The following is a 19264-nucleotide window of genomic DNA, read 5'->3' as shown; positions in this document are numbered from 1 at the left end:
GCCGACGTTAACATTGACAGGATAATTGTAGAGCGTGCGCGCCTTTTCGCCGGTCGGTGACGGCGGTTCAAAAGCTACCGCGGGCAACGGCCGCATCAACGTCCGACGTTTTGTTGCAAATGCGCCGGATAGCGATCGCCCTGAACCTCAATAACCGCGAGTGCCGCTTCAATGCTGCGCAGTTCTTCCGACGACAATGACAGCGACGCGGCCCCGAGATTTTCCTGCAGGCGATGCTGTTTAGTGGTCCCCGGGATCGGCACAATCCAGGGTTGCTGTGCCAGCAGCCAGGCCAGCGCTATCTGTGCCGGGGTGACCCCTTTTTGCTGAGCTATCTGCCCCAGCACGTCCACCAGCCCCTGGTTGGCTCTGCGCGCCTGCTCGCTGAAACGCGGCACCACATTGCGGAAATCGCTGCTGTCGAAGGTGGTATTTTCGTTGATCGCCCCGGTGAGAAAACCTTTCCCCAACGGGCTGAAAGGAACAAACCCAATGCCTAACTCTTGCAGCGTCGGCAAGATTTCCTGCTCGGGCTCCCGCCACCACAGCGAATATTCACTTTGCAACGCCGTCACCGGCTGCACCGCATGAGCACGACGCAGCGTCTGTGCCCCCGCCTCGGACAGGCCAAAGTGCTTCACCTTCCCTTCCTGGATCAGCGCCTTCACCGTACCGGCGACGTCTTCAATCGGCACATTGGGATCCACCCGGTGCTGATAAAGCAGATCGATCGTTTCGACGTTAAGACGCTTTAACGACCCTTCCACCGCCTGGCGGATATGTTCCGGCCGGCTGTTGAGCACCTGTTTGCCATCCGGCTGCGGCAGTTCAAAACCAAACTTGGTGGCTATTACGACCCGATCGCGTACCGGCGCCAGCGCCTCGCCCACCAGTGACTCATTGGTGAAGGGGCCATAAACTTCTGCGGTATCGAAAAAGGTCACGCCCTGATCCACAGCGGCTCGGATCAAGCCAATCGCCTGCTGTTTGTCGGTGGCTGGGCCATAGCCAAAGCTAAGCCCCATGCAGCCCAGTCCCAACGCTGATACTTCCAGCCCACTGTTACCCAGCTTACGTTTTTGCATTTTTCCTCCGATGTGTACGAATGGGTCACCGCTTGTGCGGGGCGACCAGGTGCGATCACTGTAAGAGGCAACCGGGCAAATAACTACGCGCTGAATATGCATGAGCTTATGAGCTCAATTCATAAACCCGCAAGACGCTAAAAAAAAAGCACAAGGTATTCAATAAAAGCAGAATAATTAGAGTAACCTAGCCGCGCTTTGGGCGGCGCCGTCACATCCGTGCAACATCATCGAAACGGCTACGCCTGATTCAGCCCGTTTGGGCTTTATCTCTGACGAGAGCGTTTATTCAACGTCCAAAACTGTCCGCCTTATTTTTGATTGCCGCTGCCTTTTAGCCTTGGCAACAGGGGGATATGCCAGACACCGGGGATGGATTTTTGGGGAGAAACCGCGTGTTTTTTTGGATATGGCTTAATCTCTAAATCGGGGACTTTTCATTTTGGTAAGGATAATACTATGCAAAATAAAGCGTCATCATCGCCGCTCATCATCATCACGGCACTGTTCGCCGCGTTGAGTGGGCTCTATCTGCTGGGAGGCGGCATCTGGCTGGCCAAGCTCGGCGGTTCGCTGTACTACATCATCGCCGGCCTGGTGCTGCTGATCACCGCCTGGTTACTGGTCCGCCGTCGTGCAACCGCTCTGTTGCTGTACGCGATCTTTTTACTCGGCACCACAATTTGGGCGCTGTGGGAAGTGGGGCCCGACTTCTGGGCACTGACGCCACGTCTGGACGTCACCTTCTTCTTCGGCCTGTGGCTGGTACTGCCTTTTATCTATCGCAAGCTGCACGCCAGGGGCAAGCTGGCTTACAGCGCGTTGAGCCTGGCGCTGGTCGTCACCGTGGTGGCGCTGGCCTATGCGGTGTTTAATGATCCACAAGAGATCAACGGCACCCTCGAACCTGCGCAGGTAAAAGTCGAACCTCAGGCGTCAGACGCCGACTGGCCGGCCTATGGCCGCACCCAGGAAGGCACGCGTTACTCTCCACTGAGCCAAATCAATGATAAGAACGTCGGCAAACTCAAGGAAGCCTGGACTTTCCAGACCGGCGACCTGAAAACCGCCAACGATCCGGGGGAAATCACCAACGAAGTGACCCCGATTAAAATCCGCGACACGCTCTATCTGTGCACCCCGCACCAGAAGCTGTTCGCACTGGATGCCGCCACCGGCAAGCAAAAGTGGCAGTTCGATCCTCAGTTGAAATTTAACCCGACCTTCCAGCACATCACCTGCCGTGGCGTCTCGTATCATGAAACGCCTGCTGCCACAGGTGCAGCCGCAGATGCCTCCCCGGCGCTGTGCGCACGACGCATTATCCTGCCGGTGAATGACGGTCGTTTGTTCGCTCTGGATGCCGATAGCGGCAAGCCTTGCGCCGACTTCGCCAATAACGGCGAGCTCAACCTGCAAAGCAATATGCCGTATGCGACGCCAGGCCATTATGAGCCAACGTCGCCGCCGGTGATCACCGACAAGGTGATTGTGATAGCCGGTGCAGTGACCGACAACTACTCCAACCGCGAGCCTTCAGGCGTGATCCGCGGATTTGACGTCAACAGCGGCAAGCTGCTGTGGGCCTTCGATCCGGGCGCGAAAGATCCGAACGCCATTCCGGCGGACGAGCACCACTTCACCCCGAACTCCCCTAACTCCTGGGCCCCTTCAGCCTACGATGCCAAGCTGGATATCGTTTACCTGCCGATGGGCGTCACCACGCCGGACATCTGGGGTGGCGATCGCACGCCGGAAATGGAGCGTTATGCCAGCGGCCTGCTGGCGCTGAACGCCACCACCGGCAAACTGGTCTGGTTCTATCAGACGGTGCACCATGACCTGTGGGATATGGACGTACCGGCACAACCGACGCTGGCGGACATTACCGATAAAAACGGTAACAAGGTGCCGGTGATTTATGTGCCGACCAAAACCGGAAACATTTTCGTTCTGAATCGCACCAATGGCGAGTTGGTGGTTCCGGCGCCGGAAAAACCGGTTCCTCAGGGGCCAGCCAAGGGCGACCGTCTGTCACCGACCCAGCCTTTCTCTGAGCTGACTTTCCGTCCAGAGAAAAAGCTGACCGGCGCGGACATGTGGGGTGCCACCATTTATGACCAACTGGTTTGCCGGGTGATGTTCCACAGCCTGCGTTACGAAGGCACCTTCACGCCGCCTTCCGAGCAGGGCACGCTGGTGTTCCCGGGTAACCTGGGCATGTTCGAATGGGGTGGTCTGTCTGTAGATACCGACCGTCAGGTGGCTATCGCCAACCCTATCGCCTTGCCGTTTGTTTCCAAACTGATCCCACGCGGTCCGGGCAACCCGATCGAGCCTGACGAAAATGACAAAGGCGGATCCGGCACCGAGTCCGGCGTTCAACCGCAGTATGGCGTGCCGTTCGGCGTAACGCTGAATCCGTTCCTGTCGCCGTTTGGCCTGCCGTGCAAACAGCCGGCCTGGGGCTATATTTCCGCCGTGGACCTGAAAACCAACGACATCGTGTGGAAAAAACGTATCGGTACCGTACGCGACAGTTCTCCGCTGCCGTTACCGTTCAAAATGGGCATGCCGATGTTGGGCGGGCCGGTGTCCACCGCCGGTAACGTCTTCTTCATTGGCGCAACCGCGGACAACTATCTGCGCGCCTTCAGCGTGACCAACGGTGAAAAACTGTGGGAAGCGCGGCTGCCGGCCGGTGGCCAGGCAACGCCAATGACCTATGAGGTCAACGGCAAGCAGTACGTGGTGATTTCCGCCGGCGGTCATGGTTCGTTCGGCACCAAGCTGGGTGACTATATTGTCGCTTACGCCTTGCCAGACGAGAAATAATCGCAGAGGATAGTCTTGTCACAGAGCACGCCTGATGGCGTGCTCTGTCACTTTAAAACCACAGTAAAAGCTTTCCCACCGCCCATCCTCGTCCTGCAATAAAATTTCACGCCAAGTATTGATAATGATTATCATTCGCAATATTATATCTGCGTTGGCCCCGGCAGTGGCCGGCAATCATCTTCATATCGTAAGCAGTAACCGGCGGCCGCCTTCGGGCGGCCCTATTTGGAGGCACATGGTCGAGCACAAACACCGGCAAGAAAGTAGCATCGCCCCCCTGCGGGCCCCCCCTGTCTACCTCAGCACGGAGACGCCAGAATGAGCCAACAGCCGTTAACCGCCATGCTGATGTTGATTTACGTGCTGCTGATGGTTCCGGCACTGTTCGCCATCGATAGTCGTCTGAGCGCCACCCGCTGGGGCCACAGCCGCCTGATGCGCAAGACGCTGCAGACCGGGTTTATCATTGTTCTGACGCTGCTGTTTTTTAGCCTTATGACGCTGCTGTATTGAGTTGAGCCGGCACTAATTCGCCGCAACCGGCAGTGTGCCCTCCTGCTTGACTACCGCGACCTTACCGCTAAGGGCAAAGGCTGAAATCAACGTGAACAGCAACGCAATGCAGCCGAGGATCAGGTAAGAGGTTTTGAAACCGTAATTGACGTACATCAGGCCTGCCGCATAGGACATACCGATGGCCGAGAGCTGCTTGAAGAAGCAAAAGCCCCACAGGTATATCGACGCCGAAAGGTTAACGTTAAACTGGGTGGTGATGTATTTGAAAATGCCCACCAACAGGAACGGCACCTCAAACATATGCAGGGTTTTGAGGATGATGACCGCGGTGACCGAATCCGCCTGCGATGAACCAATAATCCGCACCGACATAATCACCCCAGCTATCAACAGCGCGTTCTTGCCGCCAATGCGATTAATGATCAACGGCGCAAAGAACATGATGAAAGCGTTAAGAAACTCGCCCAGCGTCGTTACATAACCAAACGCCTGCGTTCCCGCATGTCGGTCGCTGAAAAACGACGTAAAGAAGTTGGCGAACTGCTGATCAAAGACGTCATACACGCAGGCCACGCCCACGATATACATCACCAGACACCAGAATTTGCGCATTTTCAGCAGGTTCAACGCCGCCTTTAACTTGATGGGTTTGTGGTTTAACGCCAAGCCGTCCGCCACCGCCAGCGTGCTGCTCTGATCGGGTTTGAACAAATACAGCAAACCGGCCAGGATCAGCGCAAAGCTGGAAGCCAACCAAAACGCGAACTGGTTGTTGATGGTAAACATATAGCCGACGATCGAGGCGCATATGGCCCAGCCGATACAGCCGAACAACCGGGCGCGGCCATACTCGAACTGACTGCGTCGGCTCACTTTTTCGATATAAGCTTCAATGGCCGGTGAACCGCCGCTGCACACCAGCCCCAGGTAAACCCCGCACAGCAAGGCCCCCCAAACAAAATGGCTTTGCAGCAGCGGCGAAAACACATAAATAAACAGCGGCGCCAGAAACAGCAGCAGGAAGATGATCATCCACAGCAGGTGTTTCTTCAGGCCAAATTTGTCGGTGACAAAACCGAAAATCGGCTGAAACACCAGGGCAAACAGCGCCATACAGGCAAACACCAACCCGGTTTGCTGCTGGTCAAGCTGGTTGACGTCATGCAGCCAGATAGGAAAGAACGGCAGCACCGCCCCCATGATGAAAAAGTAGAAAAAACAGAAGGCCCCAAAGATCCAAAAATTCTTGTTTCTCAAATAAAACATGGCTCACCACCCTATTTTTGATGGCGCAGGAAGCCCCGCGCCTTGTGCGTTTTGAGGAGGTAATACGGTTAAATTCGGCGATCAGTGATAGGCAGGGAGCCAACTGCCGTGAGCCTCAATCAGCTCGTCGCACAGCTTACGTATATCATCAATGGAAAGCTCGGCGGAGGTATGTGGGTCCAACAGCGCCGCATGGTAAATCGCGTCGCGTTTGCCCGTCACTGCCGCTTCAATGGTCAATAGCTGGGTATTGATATTGGTGCGGTTCAGCGCCGCCAGTTGCTCGGGTAAATGGCCAACGTAACAAGGGCTGATCCCCTGCCCATCCACCAGACAAGGCACTTCTACGCAGGCCTCTGCCGGCAAGTTGGTGATGAGACCGGTGTTGAGCACGTTGCCGCCAATCTTGTACGGCCGGTCGGTCTCCATCGCTTCGATAATGTATGAGGCATATTCGTGGGTACGGGTATGCGTCAGGTTTGCGTCGTGGGTCAACGCCAGTTTGCGTTGCTGCCACTGGTCGATTTGCTCGATACAACGGCGCGGATACTCGTCGAGAGGAATATTGAAGCGCTCAATCAGTTCCGGATAATGACGTTTAATCCAATACGGCATGTATTCGGCATTATGCTCGGAAGATTCAGTGACGTAATAACCAAAGGTTTTCATGATTTCATGGCGTACCATGTCGTCATGCTTGCCCTGCAGCGCGTTGGCGCGACGCTTGATTTCCGGGTACAGATCCTCGCCGTGACGGCGAACGTCCAGCAGCCAGGCCATGTGGTTGATGCCGGCAATGTGAAACTGTACGTCGTCGGTAGGCATATCGACGCTTTTCAGCAAGGTCTCCGCACACACCTGAACGCTGTGACATAACCCCACCGTTTTCACCCCGGTATGGCGCAGCATGGCTCCGGTTAAGGCCGCCATTGGGTTGGTGTAGTTCAGCAACCAGGCATCCGGACAGACCGCCTCAATGTCCCGTGCAAAGTCAAACAGCACCGGAATGGTACGCAGCGCGCGGAAGATGCCACCGATGCCCAGGGTATCGGCAATGGTCTGCTGCAGGCCGTACTTTCTGGCGATGGTGAAATCGGTAATGGTGCAAGGATCGTAGCCGCCGACCTGAATGGCATTTACCACGTAATTAGCGTTTTTCAGTGCCGCACGGCGGTTTTCTATCCCGAGATAAGGGGTGATCTTCGCCCTGCCCGCATTAATATTGCGGTTGATATTGCTCAGCATGGCGAAAGATTCATTGAGACGAGCGCTGTCAATGTCGTACAGCGCAATATCCACCTCTTTCAGGGCCGGCGTTGCCATGATGTCGCCGAGAACGTTCTTGGCGAAAATGGTGCTGCCTGCTCCCATAAAAGTCACTTTAATCATCGTATTTCTCCGCTGCTGTGGTTTTCGATAAGCTGAAACTACGCGGCAACGCATTCGCAATATAGGGATAAATGTGACCTTGTTATGGCGAAAAATGACGCAGCATGAAAACTGTGAGCCAGGTCTGGATCTGAAGATCGCCCCACCGCCGTGCCACGACTACACTGCTACAGTAAGCGAAAACACAGGGGCCATGACTGATGCATAAGAGTTTTACTCTGAGTCGTACCGACAATATCGAGCTGAACCTGTACCAGTATGGCGAGGAGAACTGTGACAAGGGGCACAGCTTTGGACCGGCGGTACGCCAACACTATTTATTTCATTATGTGATAAGCGGTACCGGAGTACTGAGCAGCGAATATGGCTCTTTTCCGGTGGTGGCCGGAGAAGGTTTTTTGATCCACCCGCACGACGTGACTACCTATCGCGCCGACTCAAAAGATCCCTGGCATTATATGTGGCTGGAAGTCGACGGGCTGGTGGCCGGCAAGATTTTTGAAGAGTGCCGCCTGAGCCGCCAGTTGCCGATTTATCGTCCCCGCCAGAACGAAGACGCCCCTCTGGCGCTGCGCTATCTGCGGCAACTCATTAGCCATGGTGATGAACATCGGTTAAAAACGCTGGGCCTGAGCTATCTGTTTTTTTCTTCGCTGATTGATAACGCTTTGCAAAGCATCGCCGAGCCGCCAAGCGACAAGGCGCAGCATCTGCGCAAGGCGGTAAAACTCATTGAAAACCGCTACCATGAACCCCTCACCATTGAGCGCCTGGCCGCCTACTGCAACATCAACCGCAGTTACCTGTGTCGGCTGTTTAAAGGCACTTACGGCATTGGGCCAAAGGAATATCTGCTGAACTTCCGCATGAGCATCGCCGCCAGCCTGCTGTGCAATAGCCAGACGTCAATCAAGGTGGTGGGAATTTCGGTGGGGTATGAAAACCAACTGCACTTCTCCAAGGCCTTTAAACAGGTCCACGGCCTCTCGCCGGCCAAATGGCGTCTGGAAAACAGTCAGGCATCATCGGTGCCGGGCGAAGTAACAGCGAACGCCTGATCCTTACTCGCCGCTTTTCTCTGCGCGGATATTTTCCGCCAGCGAGTTCGATTTTATGCGCGGGTATTTCCACAGCCACCGTCCGCTGACCATACGCCAGTAGAACAAGACACCGCGTACCGCCCAATCCATAAACATCCCCAGCCAGACGCCAACCACGCCCATGCCCAGCATGATGCCCAGCGTATAACCGGCAACCACGCGGCAACCCCACATGCCCAGCATCGACACCCACATCGCAAAACGGGCGTCGCGCGCGCCCTTCAAACCGGCGGGCAACACCCATGACGCCGCCCAGATAGGCATAAAGGCGGCATTGAGCCAGAGCAACACCTTTACCACCTCCTTCACGTCGTCTTGTTGGGTATAAAACGAGGCGAATACCCCCGCCAGGGGCGCCGTGCCCCAGGCAATCACCGTCAGCCCTATCGTTGCCAGCCAGAAAATGTGGCGCAATTGGCGCTCTGCCTGAGCTATTTGCCCTTTGCCCAGCCGTTTTCCCACAATAATGGTCGACGCCGACCCCAGAGCGTTGCCCGGAAGGTTAATCAACGACGCGACAGAAAAAGCGATGAAATTGCCGGCGATAACGTTGGTGCCCATGCCGGCAACAAACATTTGGGTCAATAACTTGCCGCCGTTGAACAACACCGATTCGATGCTGGCAGGAATACCTATCCCCAGCACTTCCCACAGGATGGTCAGCTTCAACGGGGTAAAGTAACTTTTCAGCGTGATGTGCAGCGCCGGATTAAAGCCGATCATCAGGACATAAACGATCGCGATGGCGCCAATATAGCGGGAAATGGTTAACCCCAGCCCGGCCCCGACAAACCCAAGCCCGTGCCAGCCCAGCATGCCGTAAATCAGTATGCTGCTGATGATAATATTCAGAATATTCATGCCGCCGTTGATCAACAGCGGGATTTTGGTGTTGCCTGCACCGCGCAACGCCCCGCTGCCAATCAGGGCAATGGCTGCCGCCGGGTAGCTCCACACCGTGGTTTGCAGATAAGACAGCGCCAACGCCTTTACCTCCGGCGTGGCGGCACCGGCGATCACATCAATAATCTGTTCGCCCGCCAAATGAATGCCGATCGCCAATGCAAAGGCCACCAGGGTCATTAGCACCAGCGACTGGCGTGCAGCCGCTCGCGCTCTTTTTCTGTCCCGCTTGCCGAGGCTAAAGGCCACCACCACCGTGGTGCCCAGATCCACCGCGGCGAAGAACGAGATGATTACCATGTTGAAGCTGTCCGCCAGCCCCACCCCGGCCATCGCCTCTTTGCCGATCCAGCTCACCAAAAAGGTGCTCAGCACCCCCATCAGCAAGACGCAGGCGTTCTCCATAAAGATCGGCACCGCCAGCGGCGTGATCTCACGCCAAAACAGCACGCGATAGCTTTTGCGTTTAGGATACCAGGGCGTATTTTCCACGCGCTGGCGCAGGGCGGCGTATAAGTTCAAGATCGGCTCATGAGATAAAAGTGAAACAACATTTCAAATAATGAGCGACAGAACGTTATCCTGCAAAGAATATTTTGCTTCCTTGATGAAGGCAGCTGAAAGCTGGCGTTTCTTCCGGAAAATCTGGGTGCCTCGAGGGTATTAATCAGCCCAACAAGACCACCAGCCAAAGCATTATCGTCATCACCACCGCAACCAACTGCGCAGCGCCGCCCAAATCCTTGGCCCGCTTGGATAAGGGATGTATCTCCAGAGAAATGCGATCGACAACGCTCTCAATGGCAGTATTAAGCAACTCAACAACCAGTAAAATGAAGCTGCTGGCAATCAATAACACCCTTTCTACTTTTGTAATATCTAAAGTAAATGTAACAACCAGTAATATTACGTTAATCACCAGCAATTGACGGAAAGCATCTTCGGTAAAAACGGCATCAACAAGGCCCGCCAGTGAGTTTTTTATGCTACTTATTAAGCGATTTATTCCTTTTTTCTTTTCAAAGGACATGCATCTTACTCTTATAAAAACCGGGTGATTTTTAACACCAATCAATAACGCACAGTAACTTATAACGAAATTGGTTAATGAAATTAAATAATCACCCGTGTGACATTGTTTTTCCGGCAACGTTGAATCGCCAACAACCAAAAGGCAATTTTGGCCATAGGTATTCTCTGAGCGCAGTGCGTTTTACATCCTGTGAAGGGCCGATAAAATCAGCGTCTTGCCGAGGGGTTAGAGTTGTTTTTCATATAAGCGATAACGCTTGTAAGGCACCGCGCCAATTCGCTCCAGGATGGTGCGCATGCCGGTATTCGACTCTAATATCCAGGACATCTCCAGCGCATCAATACCGCGTTTCTCGAAGGGGTCATGTAACGCTTCGATCAGCAATAGTGCAATAATCGGCCCTATTCGGCTGAATTGATATTCCTGGCGAACGCCCATCAGCGGCACCCTCGCGGTACGCACCCCGCTCACTTTCAAACGCCACAACAGCTTCGCCCAGCCAAAGGGAAATAAACTGCCGTTGAGATCGGCAATTGCCTCGTTGATATTGGGCAAACCGACGATGAAGGCGCAAGGTACTGAATCGACCTCGGCAATATAAATCATGTCATCAGGCACCAGGAACTTCAGCTGATCGCCCATGGTGGCAAACTCATGCTCGGTGAAAGGCACAAATCCCCAGTTATCCTGCCAACCGGAATTGAAAATTTCGCGCAGCACCTGCATTTCCTCGCTAAACCTTTTGCGATTGAGGCGGCGCAGGGTCACTTTTTTACGAACCTGACTCATCATTTTGGCCAGAGAAGGCGAAAAATGCAGGTCCGTGCGCTTCATCCAATAAGCCAACAAATCTATGCCCTGCGTATATCCCTGGCGCTCCAGATTGGCTGCGTAGTAGGGTTTGGCATGCGTCATCAGCGCCGACGGCGGCGTATCAAACCCTTCGACCAACAGGCCACTTTCCTGATTGATATTAAGACTGAAGGGACCGGTGATTTTTAATGCGCCCTTAGACCTCAGCCAAGCTTCTGCCGCGGCAAATAACGCGCTAAAAACCGCCGGATCCTCGATGGCATCGATCATGCCAAAGTGACCGGTATCCTCGCCGTAACGTTCGCGGTGCAAAGCGTCAATTTGAGCGGTTATCCGCCCGACCACCTTGCCCTCTTTTTTGGCTACCCATGCCTGCCATTCTATATGGTCAGTCCCAGGATTCTTCTTAGAGAGATGTTCTTCGCGCTCTAAATACAAAGGGTCAATCCAATTAGGATCGTCACGAAACAGGGAGGAAGGAAAAGCGATAAATGCCTTAAGATCACGCTTATCGAGGACTTGCTCAATATGAATCATAAATAACCTTACAATTTAGTGACATGCTCAAAAAAAGAACGTTATAACGCCAGTGATATTTTCTGAAATGAGATCCGCTCTCGGTTATGACTTATCCCTTTAAGAGATAAGAAAAATCAATTAATACCTATTATCCTGCAGGATGTTACCCGAGCAGAGTTTCCACTGACACGTGCTGTTCTTTATCAAAAGTGATGCCAGACAGAGGCGTGAGTGATCTGAGCAAATTATGCTTTTTATTATTTCGTGCTATTTCCAGCAAAGAAAAACCAATCGTTTTTTAGTTTACTAATTCTGGTCTGGAGACGCATTGGCATATTTTAACATTAAATGCTTTTTCTATCCCTGGGGTTAAATGAGGCTTTCACTTTTGTCCGTCTTCCGGATACTGTTTAGGATATGTTTAAGTACGGAGATAGCCATGCGCAAGATCAGATCATATGAATCGCCGATTATTGCCTTCCGGAAATGTGTCGATAACAGGCACCCGGTCAAGGCTGTCGGGCAAAGGATGGAGATATCAAGAGCTGGCTGTGACAGCACCTATATCCGCCGTTCTTCTGTCATGGTCCTCACGTGAAAAAGACTAGGTAATATCCACGGCTAATCCCTCGCCTTTAGTTCTAAGTAGACATGCTGGTTATTAATTCCAGGGTGATCTGTTTGTGGAATGAAAGAAAATGATTGAATAACAAATATATTCAAAACATTTTCATTGTAAAAACATTAACTCTCTCGCCAATAGTCGTTTATCTCTTTTGGTGATTTTTACTCTATGGCTAATTTGTATATGTCTGAAACAAGCTCCACTCATTCTCTTCCAATGCGTTATGCAGATTTCCCCACTCTGGTGGAGGCATTAGATTATGCAGCGCAGGGCAGTACAGGAATGAACTTTTACGATCGTCGTAATCAGCTCGTGGCCGTACTGGAATATCGCACGCTGAAACAGCGCGCGATAGTGGGTGCGCGGCGCCTGTTATCCCTGAACCTCAATAAAGGCGATCGGGTTGCACTTATCGCGGAAACCAGCGCCGGTTTCGTCGAGGCTTTTTTTGCCTGCCAATATGCCGGTTTGGTTGCTGTCCCGCTGGCCATTCCTATGGGGGTCGGGCAACGGGACTCTTATACCATCAAGCTTCAGGGCCTGATCAACAGCTGTAAACCTGCCGCCATTATCAGCAGCGAAGAATGGGTACCGCTGATCAGCTCTGCGACCCTGGATGCACCGCCAACCCATATTCTCAGCGACGCAGATTTTAACGCTCTGCCTGAGCGGGATGTGGAGCTGCAGACACCGTCGCCCAACGATATTGCCTATCTCCAATACACGTCGGGCAGCACTCGCTTTCCACGTGGAGTGATCATTACCCAGCGTGCGGTGATGTCTAACCTGCGCGTGATTAGCCATGATGGGATCAAACTGCGTGCGGGCGATCGCTGCGTTTCCTGGCTGCCCTTCTATCACGATATGGGCCTGGTCGGTTTCCTGCTTACCCCAGTGGCGACTCAGCTGTCCGTCGACTATTTGCGTACGCAAGATTTTGCCATGCGTCCAATGCAATGGTTAAAACTGATCGCCAAAAATCGCGGCACCGTGTCCGTCGCTCCGCCGTTTGGCTACGATTTATGCCTGCGCTACAGCAACAACAAAGAGATCACCGAGTTGGATCTCTCCAGTTGGCGCGTGGCCGGCGTAGGGGCTGAACCTATTCCGTCAGATTTACTTTCTCAGTTCGCTGAGCACTTCGGCCATCTTAACTTTGACCGCAAGGCGCTGATGCCCTGCTATGGTTTGGCCGAGAACACCCTGGCGGTCAGTTTCTATGACGAAGCTTCCGGTGCGCCCATCAACCAGGTCGACCGCGACATTTTGGAATACGAAGGTAAGGCGGTAGCTCCCGGCAAAAAAACGCGGGTCACATCGACCTTTGTCAATTGCGGCAAGCCACTGCCCGGTCACCGTATCGAAATTCGCAGCGAAACCGGACTCCCGCTGCCAGAGCGGCAGGTCGGCCGTATTTGTATCTCCGGCCCCAGCCTGATGAATGGCTATTTCCGCGACGATGCGTCTCAACAGCAAATCCAGACAAGCGGCTGGATGGATACCGGTGACCTGGGCTATCTGCTGGACGGCTACCTGTACGTCACCGGCCGCAAGAAAGATTTGATCATCATTCGTGGCCGTAATATTTGGCCGCAGGATATTGAATATGTTGCGGAGTCCGAGCCGGAAATCCGCTCTGGCGACGCCATTGCCTTCGTGACCGAAGAGCACGGTGACGGCGCCAGAATTATTCTGCAAATCCAGTGCCGGGTCAGCTCTGAAGATCGTCGGGAGCAAATCGTCCACACGCTGAGCGCCCGAATTCAAAGCGAGTTCGGCATTGCGGTGGATATTGAGCTGTTGCCGCCCCACAGCATTCCCCGCACCTCTTCGGGGAAACCTGCCCGTGCGGAGGCCAAGAAGCGCTGGCTGACCACCTCCATCTGCCCGTCGATGCAGCAACTGGCAGGCTTTGCGCAATGACAGGCACCGTGGCAGTCACTGGCGTAACCGGCTTTATTGGCCGGCATATCGTTCAGAATCTGCTTTCCCGTGGTTTTACCGTGCGCGCCCTCACCCGGCGCGCAGGTCAAATCGCCCCCCCAAACCTGACCTGGATCCAGGGGGCGCTGGAGGATCAGGACTCGCTCATCGAGCTGGTTCGCGGGGCTGAATTCGTGGTGCATTGTGCGGGCCAGGTGCGGGGAGGCACGGAAGAAACCTTCACCCGGTGTAATGTCAGCGGCAGCCAACACCTGATGCAGGCGGCCAGACAAAGCGGCAGCTGCAAGCGCTTCCTGTTTATCTCTTCTCTTGCCGCTCGCCATCCGGAGCTGTCCTGGTACGCCAATTCAAAACACGTTGCTGAACAACGGCTAACCGCTATGGCTGCGGATATTTCACTGGGCATTTTTCGCCCCACCGCGGTTTACGGGCCCGGCGATAAAGAGCTTAAGCCGATATTCAGCTGGCTTCTGCGCGGCGTGCTTCCACGACTGGGCGCAGCGGAAGCAAAGCTGACGTTCCTTCACGTGAGCGATTTAGCCGAAGCCGTAAGCCAGTGGCTATTGGCCCCTGGCCCGCAGACGCAAACGTATGAACTTTGCGACGGGGTTGCCGGCGGTTATAGCTGGCAGCGATTACGGGAAATAGGGACCGCCGTACGCAATGGCCCGGTGAGGCTGGTGGGGATCCCGCTGCCCCTGCTGAAAATTTTGGCCTATGGCAGCATGTTGCTGAGCCGGTTGACCAACAAAGAACCGATGCTGACCCACAACAAAATACGGGAATTAACCTATCCGGACTGGTCTGCAAACAATCGAAGCCTGTCCGAGGATACTCATTGGGTCCCCAAGATCAGTTTGAAGCGCGCACTGCGTGAAGGTTTATTTTAATTATCTAAATTAGAGGTTTGCCAAAAGTTTTTATGCGAAATCGCGACGCTGTTATGAATTATATTCTGACTTGCCTGCAAGGTCTGGTCGAAGGCGGATTAGAAATCAAACCTGATAGCGATCTCGTCAACGATCTTGGCCTGGAGTCCATCAGAGTCCTGGATCTGCTGATGATGTTAGAAGACGAATTCGATATTTCTATTCCTATCAATATATTGCTTGATGTCAGAACGCCAGAGCAGCTGCTTGACGCTCTACTCCCTCGCCTGGAGAAAACCAATGGGTCTTTATGATAAATTTTCGCGGCTTACCCAGGATCGTAAGCAATTCCAGGCCGATGGCCTGAACCCCTTTGGCACCTGTATCGATGAGGTTTACTCGGCAACCGAAGGGCGCATTGGCAATCAGAAAATTGTTCTGGCGGGGACCAATAACTACCTGGGCCTGACCTTCGATGCGCAGGCTATTGCCGAGGGTCAGGCGGCGTTAGCCGCTCAGGGCACCGGCACAACCGGCTCACGCATGGCGAACGGCAGCTATGGCTCTCACTTGCAGTTGGAGCAAGAGCTGATGGCGTTCTTTGATCGCCCTACCGCCATCGTCTTTTCCACCGGCTATACCGCGAACCTGGCGGTCATCAGTACTCTGGCAACCCCCGGCTCGGTCGTGCTGATCGACGCGGACAGCCACGCCAGTATTTATGATGCCTGCGCCCTGGGCGGCGCTGAAATCATTCGCTTCCGCCACAACGATGCCAAAGATCTGGAACGTCGCATGGTGCGCCTTGGCGAACGTGCCCGAGACGCGATCATCATCGTCGAAGGCATTTACAGCATGCTGGGCGACGTTGCTCCGCTGGTTGAAATCGTCGACATCAAACGGCGGCTCGGCGGTTATTTGCTGGTAGACGAAGCGCATTCATTCGGCGTGATGGGGGCTCACGGGCGAGGTCTGGCTGAAGAGCTGGGCGTTGAGCAAGATGTTGATATTATTCTGGGCACGTTCAGTAAAAGCCTGGCCTCTATCGGCGGCTTTGCCGTGGGCGGCAAAGATATGGAAGTGCTGCGCTACAGCAGTCGTCCTTATATTTTTACCGCTTCGCCTTCGCCATCCAGTATCGCTTCGGTGCGCGCTTCTTTGAAAAAGATCGCGCAACATCCTGAACTGCGGGAAAAACTCTGGAGCAACGCGCATCGGCTCTATCAGGGACTGGCCAAGCTGGGCTACGAGCTGGGGCCGCGCATCAGCCCGGTGGTACCGGTGATGATTGGTTCGAAAGAAGAGGGTTTACAATTCTGGCGCGACCTGATCGCCAAAGGTGTTTATGTCAATCTGGTGTTACCTCCGGCAGCGCCGGCCGGCATAACGCTCCTGCGATGCAGTGTTAACGCCGCGCACAGTGATGAAGAGATTGATAAGATCATTGGGGCTTTTGCCGCGCTAAAAAAATAATGACGTCCCGCTGCTCATAAAACTCATGGGCAGTGTTCCCATCGAAAACACTCTTCACCTTGCCTGCCAGTGCCGAAAAAGTTATCGGCACTGGAATCAAACTTTCTGATTGCGAGAACTGAAATAATCAGTGGGTCGCTACCGATTCGCCTTCGACTACAAAGCTATATCCCTGCGCTTGCATAAATTCCGCGACGGCTTTTTCAGCGGCGGATAACACTTCATCGAGCGGTTTATTGGCATCGACATCCGCAATTTCCGCACCTTCAAAAGTGAGCAGTGGCGTAACGGCAATCTTTTTGGCTAATGCTTCTTTGCGATGATCGGGTTTACGTGCGCAAGCGACGTCCAGATCCACATTCAACTTGATCACCAGGTCTGGCTTATTATCCGCCATCCATTGAAAAGCTTTGCGTTCGCGCCCCGCCAACCATCTGACAAAATGGCTGCCTTGAGTATTTTCGGGAAATACGGTGCCATCGTAGGCGCCGGGGATTTGTACCTGCGGGAAACGGTCGGTTAATACGATCAGACCTTGTCGACGAAAAGCCAACATCCGGCGAAAACGCAGCAGCCGACGCAAAACGAAAGTGATGATGACCAAACCCGGCAACAGCCCCACCCTGGATTTTTTGGATTTCACTTTTTTAGTATTGCGTTCGATGGCCTTGCCAACAGAATTTCCCATCAGCGGGAGTTGCGAAACCGCACGCCCGACATTTCCTGCCTGCTTACCCAGATGCACCTTCACTGCAGGACCGTATTTTTTCACATACTCAATGAGATATTCACAAACGGTAGACTTACCCGAGCCATCGCTGCCAATTACCGCAATAAGCGGCGGGAATTTTGAATTCATAATAAGATTCTCTTCTAAGACACCTGTAAAAATGTACCATTTCGAAAACAAAAAGTCGCTTAATGACGTTATCAAAGCCATGGGGAATAAATATTGCCCCCCCAGACTAAAGCACACAAAAGATTAAGAAAACAATGAAGAAACCTGTTCCATTACCCGGTGCGGCAACGCCTAATTAGCATTAAGAGCTATAAGAACAATCCCAGCTGTGGTTAGCACAAAAAAACAAGACGGACTCACCAAAACATAATCACAAATAATAAACAAATTTGAATAGTACTGAGATAATACTCAATAAATATCTTGAACCCAAGGCTGGTTATAATACAATAGTTTCTTTGAGTTGGACCAATTATTGTGAGTCAACAGACAATGCCCATTGCTAATCATCCCCCCGTGCGCGTAATTGCAATAACGGGTTGTGATGGCTCGGGAAAATCGACCTTGGCTGCCAGTCTGGTCAATCATCTCTCATCGCAAGAACCGACAGAATTACTTTATCTCGGCCAGTCTTCGGGACGTATTGGGGAATGGATCAGCAACTTGCCGATTATTGGCGCGCCCTTCGGTCGTTATTTACTGGCGAAGTCCGATCGCGTTCATGAACATCCTTCAACGCCGCCGGGTAATCTGACCACGCTGGTGATCTTTTTGTTGTCATATTGGCGCGTTTATAAGTTTCGCCGCATGCTGGCAAAAAGCCGCAGGGGACAATTACTGGTCACCGATCGCTATCCGCAAGCGGAAGTGGCGGGTTTTCGTTTTGATGGGCCGCAACTGGCAAAAACGGATGGCGGTAATCGCTGGGTGCGTTGGTTGAGAAAACATGAGAAAAGGCTGTATCAGTGGATGGCATCATATCCGCCTTTCTTATTGATTCGTCTGGATATTGATGAAGAAACCGCATTCTCGCGCAAACCCGATCATAAGCTTTCTGCGCTGCGCGAAAAGATTGCCGTCATTCCGCATCTTACTTTTAACGGCGCGAACATACTGGATTTAGATGGGCGAGAGCCGGCGGGTAAAATTCTTGATGAATCGCTGCGTGCCATTCGAACCTCCCTGGCGACACCCAAGGTTTAGTCTGCCGATAACTTATTAATACTGAAAAAAATGCAAACAGATAAATCAAATACCGCCGGCGATGATTCATCGACCGTGATTACCGGCCTGATTGCGGTCGTGGGCAGTGACGGTACGGGGAAATCCACGCTTACCGCCGATTTGGTCAAAAACCTGCAAAAATACCGGGCAACGGAACGGCGTTATTTAGGGCTGATCTCCGGTGAAGATGGCGACAAAATTAAGCGCCTGCCGGTTATTGGTGTCTGGCTTGAACGCCGCCTGGCCGCAAAGTCCGACAAGACTCAGCGCATGAGCAATAAACCGCCGGCACTCTGGGCAGCCCTGATTATGTATGGTTTTTCAGTGTGGCGTGCGGCTAATTTACGCAAAGTACAGCGTCTGGCAGAGAGCGGCGTGCTGGTGATTAGCGACCGTTTCCCGCAGGCCGAGATTTCCGGTTTTTATTATGACGGGCCGGGCATTGGCGTAGAGCGGGCAAAAGGCTGGTTAATGACTCGCTTAGCCGCACGCGAAAAACGTTTATATCAATCAATGGCCTTATGCCGCCCCGAACTTATCATTCGCCTCGATATTGATGTCGATACCGCCTTTTCGCGTAAGCCCGATCACAGCTACGAAGAACTGAAGGACAAAATCTCTGCCATGGTTCGGCTGCAATATAATGGTTCCAGAATTATAGAGTTGGATGCTAAAGCGCCTTACGATGAAGTACTGGAAAAAGCGCTGAATGCAATATCCTCCGTCGCAATGATCCCTTCGCGTCCCCTGGCTTCTCTCGGATAGCGAATTCATTCATCTACAGACATGTCGATAATATCGTTCACTATTAAGATTCAGGGGTAAACAACGCTAATGTTTATTACCAAAAAATCAGGAAAACGCACTTTTTGATCATGTTTTAAAATGAATGCCAGTACCGGAAGGATGACTAAACAGCATTGAATGG

Annotated in this window: 16 protein-coding genes; 9 read left to right on the top strand and 7 right to left on the bottom strand. The window is 53.0% G+C overall.

Annotated elements, in window-relative coordinates; genetic code table 11:
• Positions 1–95: 95 nt before the first annotated feature.
• The gene (locus AAZT04_RS08795; RefSeq protein WP_046373192.1) at positions 96–1085 is read right to left on the bottom strand and encodes an aldo/keto reductase; all 990 of its coding nucleotides are present in this window, start codon (positions 1083–1085) and stop codon (positions 96–98) included.
• A gap of 459 nt (positions 1086–1544) precedes the next feature.
• Here AAZT04_RS08795 and AAZT04_RS08790 point away from each other — a divergent pair, with 459 nt between their 5' ends.
• Positions 1545–3920, top strand: a complete 2376-nt coding sequence (locus AAZT04_RS08790; RefSeq protein ID WP_020827622.1) for a glucose/quinate/shikimate family membrane-bound PQQ-dependent dehydrogenase — start codon at positions 1545–1547, stop codon at positions 3918–3920.
• Positions 3921–4241: 321 nt separating this feature from the next.
• Positions 4242–4436 carry a hypothetical protein gene (locus tag AAZT04_RS08785; protein ID WP_044552266.1) on the top strand — a complete coding sequence of 65 codons (195 nt, stop codon included), beginning with the start codon at positions 4242–4244 and terminating at the stop codon, positions 4434–4436.
• Between the two features lie 12 nt (positions 4437–4448).
• Here AAZT04_RS08785 and AAZT04_RS08780 read toward each other — a convergent pair whose 3' ends face one another.
• A complete protein-coding gene (locus tag AAZT04_RS08780; RefSeq protein WP_116690215.1) occupies positions 4449–5705 on the bottom strand; it encodes an MFS transporter in 1257 nt (418 codons plus the stop codon).
• Between the two features lie 81 nt (positions 5706–5786).
• The gene (locus AAZT04_RS08775) at positions 5787–7094 is read right to left on the bottom strand and encodes an alpha-glucosidase/alpha-galactosidase (RefSeq protein WP_261157228.1); all 1308 of its coding nucleotides are present in this window, start codon (positions 7092–7094) and stop codon (positions 5787–5789) included.
• A 200-nt stretch (positions 7095–7294) separates the two neighbouring features.
• On the opposite strand from AAZT04_RS08775, the gene AAZT04_RS08770 reads away from it, so the two are divergent.
• Positions 7295–8152, top strand: coding sequence for an AraC family transcriptional regulator (locus AAZT04_RS08770; protein WP_048762298.1), 858 nt, complete (start codon positions 7295–7297; stop codon positions 8150–8152).
• A gap of 3 nt (positions 8153–8155) precedes the next feature.
• Here AAZT04_RS08770 and AAZT04_RS08765 read toward each other — a convergent pair whose 3' ends face one another.
• The 3 genes from AAZT04_RS08765 to AAZT04_RS08755 form a co-directional block, all read right to left on the bottom strand.
• Positions 8156–9619: an EmmdR/YeeO family multidrug/toxin efflux MATE transporter gene (locus AAZT04_RS08765; RefSeq protein ID WP_020827627.1), complete on the bottom strand. Its 1464-nt coding sequence runs from the start codon at positions 9617–9619 to the stop codon at positions 8156–8158.
• 145 nt (positions 9620–9764) lie between these two features.
• Positions 9765–10127 carry a diacylglycerol kinase gene (locus tag AAZT04_RS08760; protein ID WP_129983843.1) on the bottom strand — a complete coding sequence of 121 codons (363 nt, stop codon included), beginning with the start codon at positions 10125–10127 and terminating at the stop codon, positions 9765–9767.
• 228 nt (positions 10128–10355) lie between these two features.
• Positions 10356–11480, bottom strand: coding sequence for a hypothetical protein (locus AAZT04_RS08755; RefSeq protein ID WP_044552281.1), 1125 nt, complete (start codon positions 11478–11480; stop codon positions 10356–10358).
• Between the two features lie 790 nt (positions 11481–12270).
• Between AAZT04_RS08755 and AAZT04_RS08750 the strand changes: the two genes are divergently transcribed.
• The 4 genes from AAZT04_RS08750 to spt are packed head-to-tail and all read left to right on the top strand — an operon-like array spanning position 12271 to position 16373.
• Positions 12271–14010, top strand: coding sequence for a fatty acyl-AMP ligase (locus AAZT04_RS08750; protein WP_232103194.1), 1740 nt, complete (start codon positions 12271–12273; stop codon positions 14008–14010).
• Positions 14007–14921: an NAD-dependent epimerase/dehydratase family protein gene (locus AAZT04_RS08745; RefSeq protein ID WP_129983845.1), complete on the top strand. Its 915-nt coding sequence runs from the start codon at positions 14007–14009 to the stop codon at positions 14919–14921. Before AAZT04_RS08750 ends, AAZT04_RS08745 begins: the two co-directional genes overlap by 4 nt.
• A 32-nt stretch (positions 14922–14953) precedes the next feature.
• Positions 14954–15214, top strand: coding sequence for an acyl carrier protein (locus tag AAZT04_RS08740; RefSeq protein ID WP_020827632.1), 261 nt, complete (start codon positions 14954–14956; stop codon positions 15212–15214).
• Positions 15201–16373 (top strand): serine palmitoyltransferase, encoded by a 1173-nt coding sequence (gene spt / locus AAZT04_RS08735; protein ID WP_046373186.1) that lies wholly within the window; start codon positions 15201–15203, stop codon positions 16371–16373. The genes AAZT04_RS08740 and spt overlap by 14 nt, the downstream gene beginning before the upstream one ends.
• Before the next feature lie 127 nt (positions 16374–16500).
• On the opposite strand, the gene AAZT04_RS08730 is transcribed toward spt, so the two are convergent.
• Positions 16501–17232: an ATP-binding protein gene (locus AAZT04_RS08730; RefSeq protein WP_020827634.1), complete on the bottom strand. Its 732-nt coding sequence runs from the start codon at positions 17230–17232 to the stop codon at positions 16501–16503.
• A gap of 372 nt (positions 17233–17604) precedes the next feature.
• Between AAZT04_RS08730 and AAZT04_RS08725 the strand changes: the two genes are divergently transcribed.
• Entirely contained in the window at positions 17605–18315 is a 711-nt protein-coding gene (locus AAZT04_RS08725) for a hypothetical protein (protein WP_218167484.1), read from the top strand.
• 30 nt (positions 18316–18345) lie between these two features.
• Complete coding sequence (locus tag AAZT04_RS08720; RefSeq protein WP_420283250.1) at positions 18346–19101, top strand: hypothetical protein; 756 nt, start codon at positions 18346–18348, stop codon at positions 19099–19101.
• Positions 19102–19264 lie beyond the last annotated feature (163 nt).

Origin of the sequence: Serratia sp. Je.1.23.a (genome assembly GCF_051129805.1) — a bacterium.
Taxonomy (GTDB): Bacteria; Pseudomonadota; Gammaproteobacteria; order Enterobacterales; family Enterobacteriaceae; genus Serratia; species Serratia liquefaciens.
The sequence above is the reverse complement of the archived record's forward strand: the minus strand, read 5'-3'. Positions and strand labels throughout refer to the sequence as shown.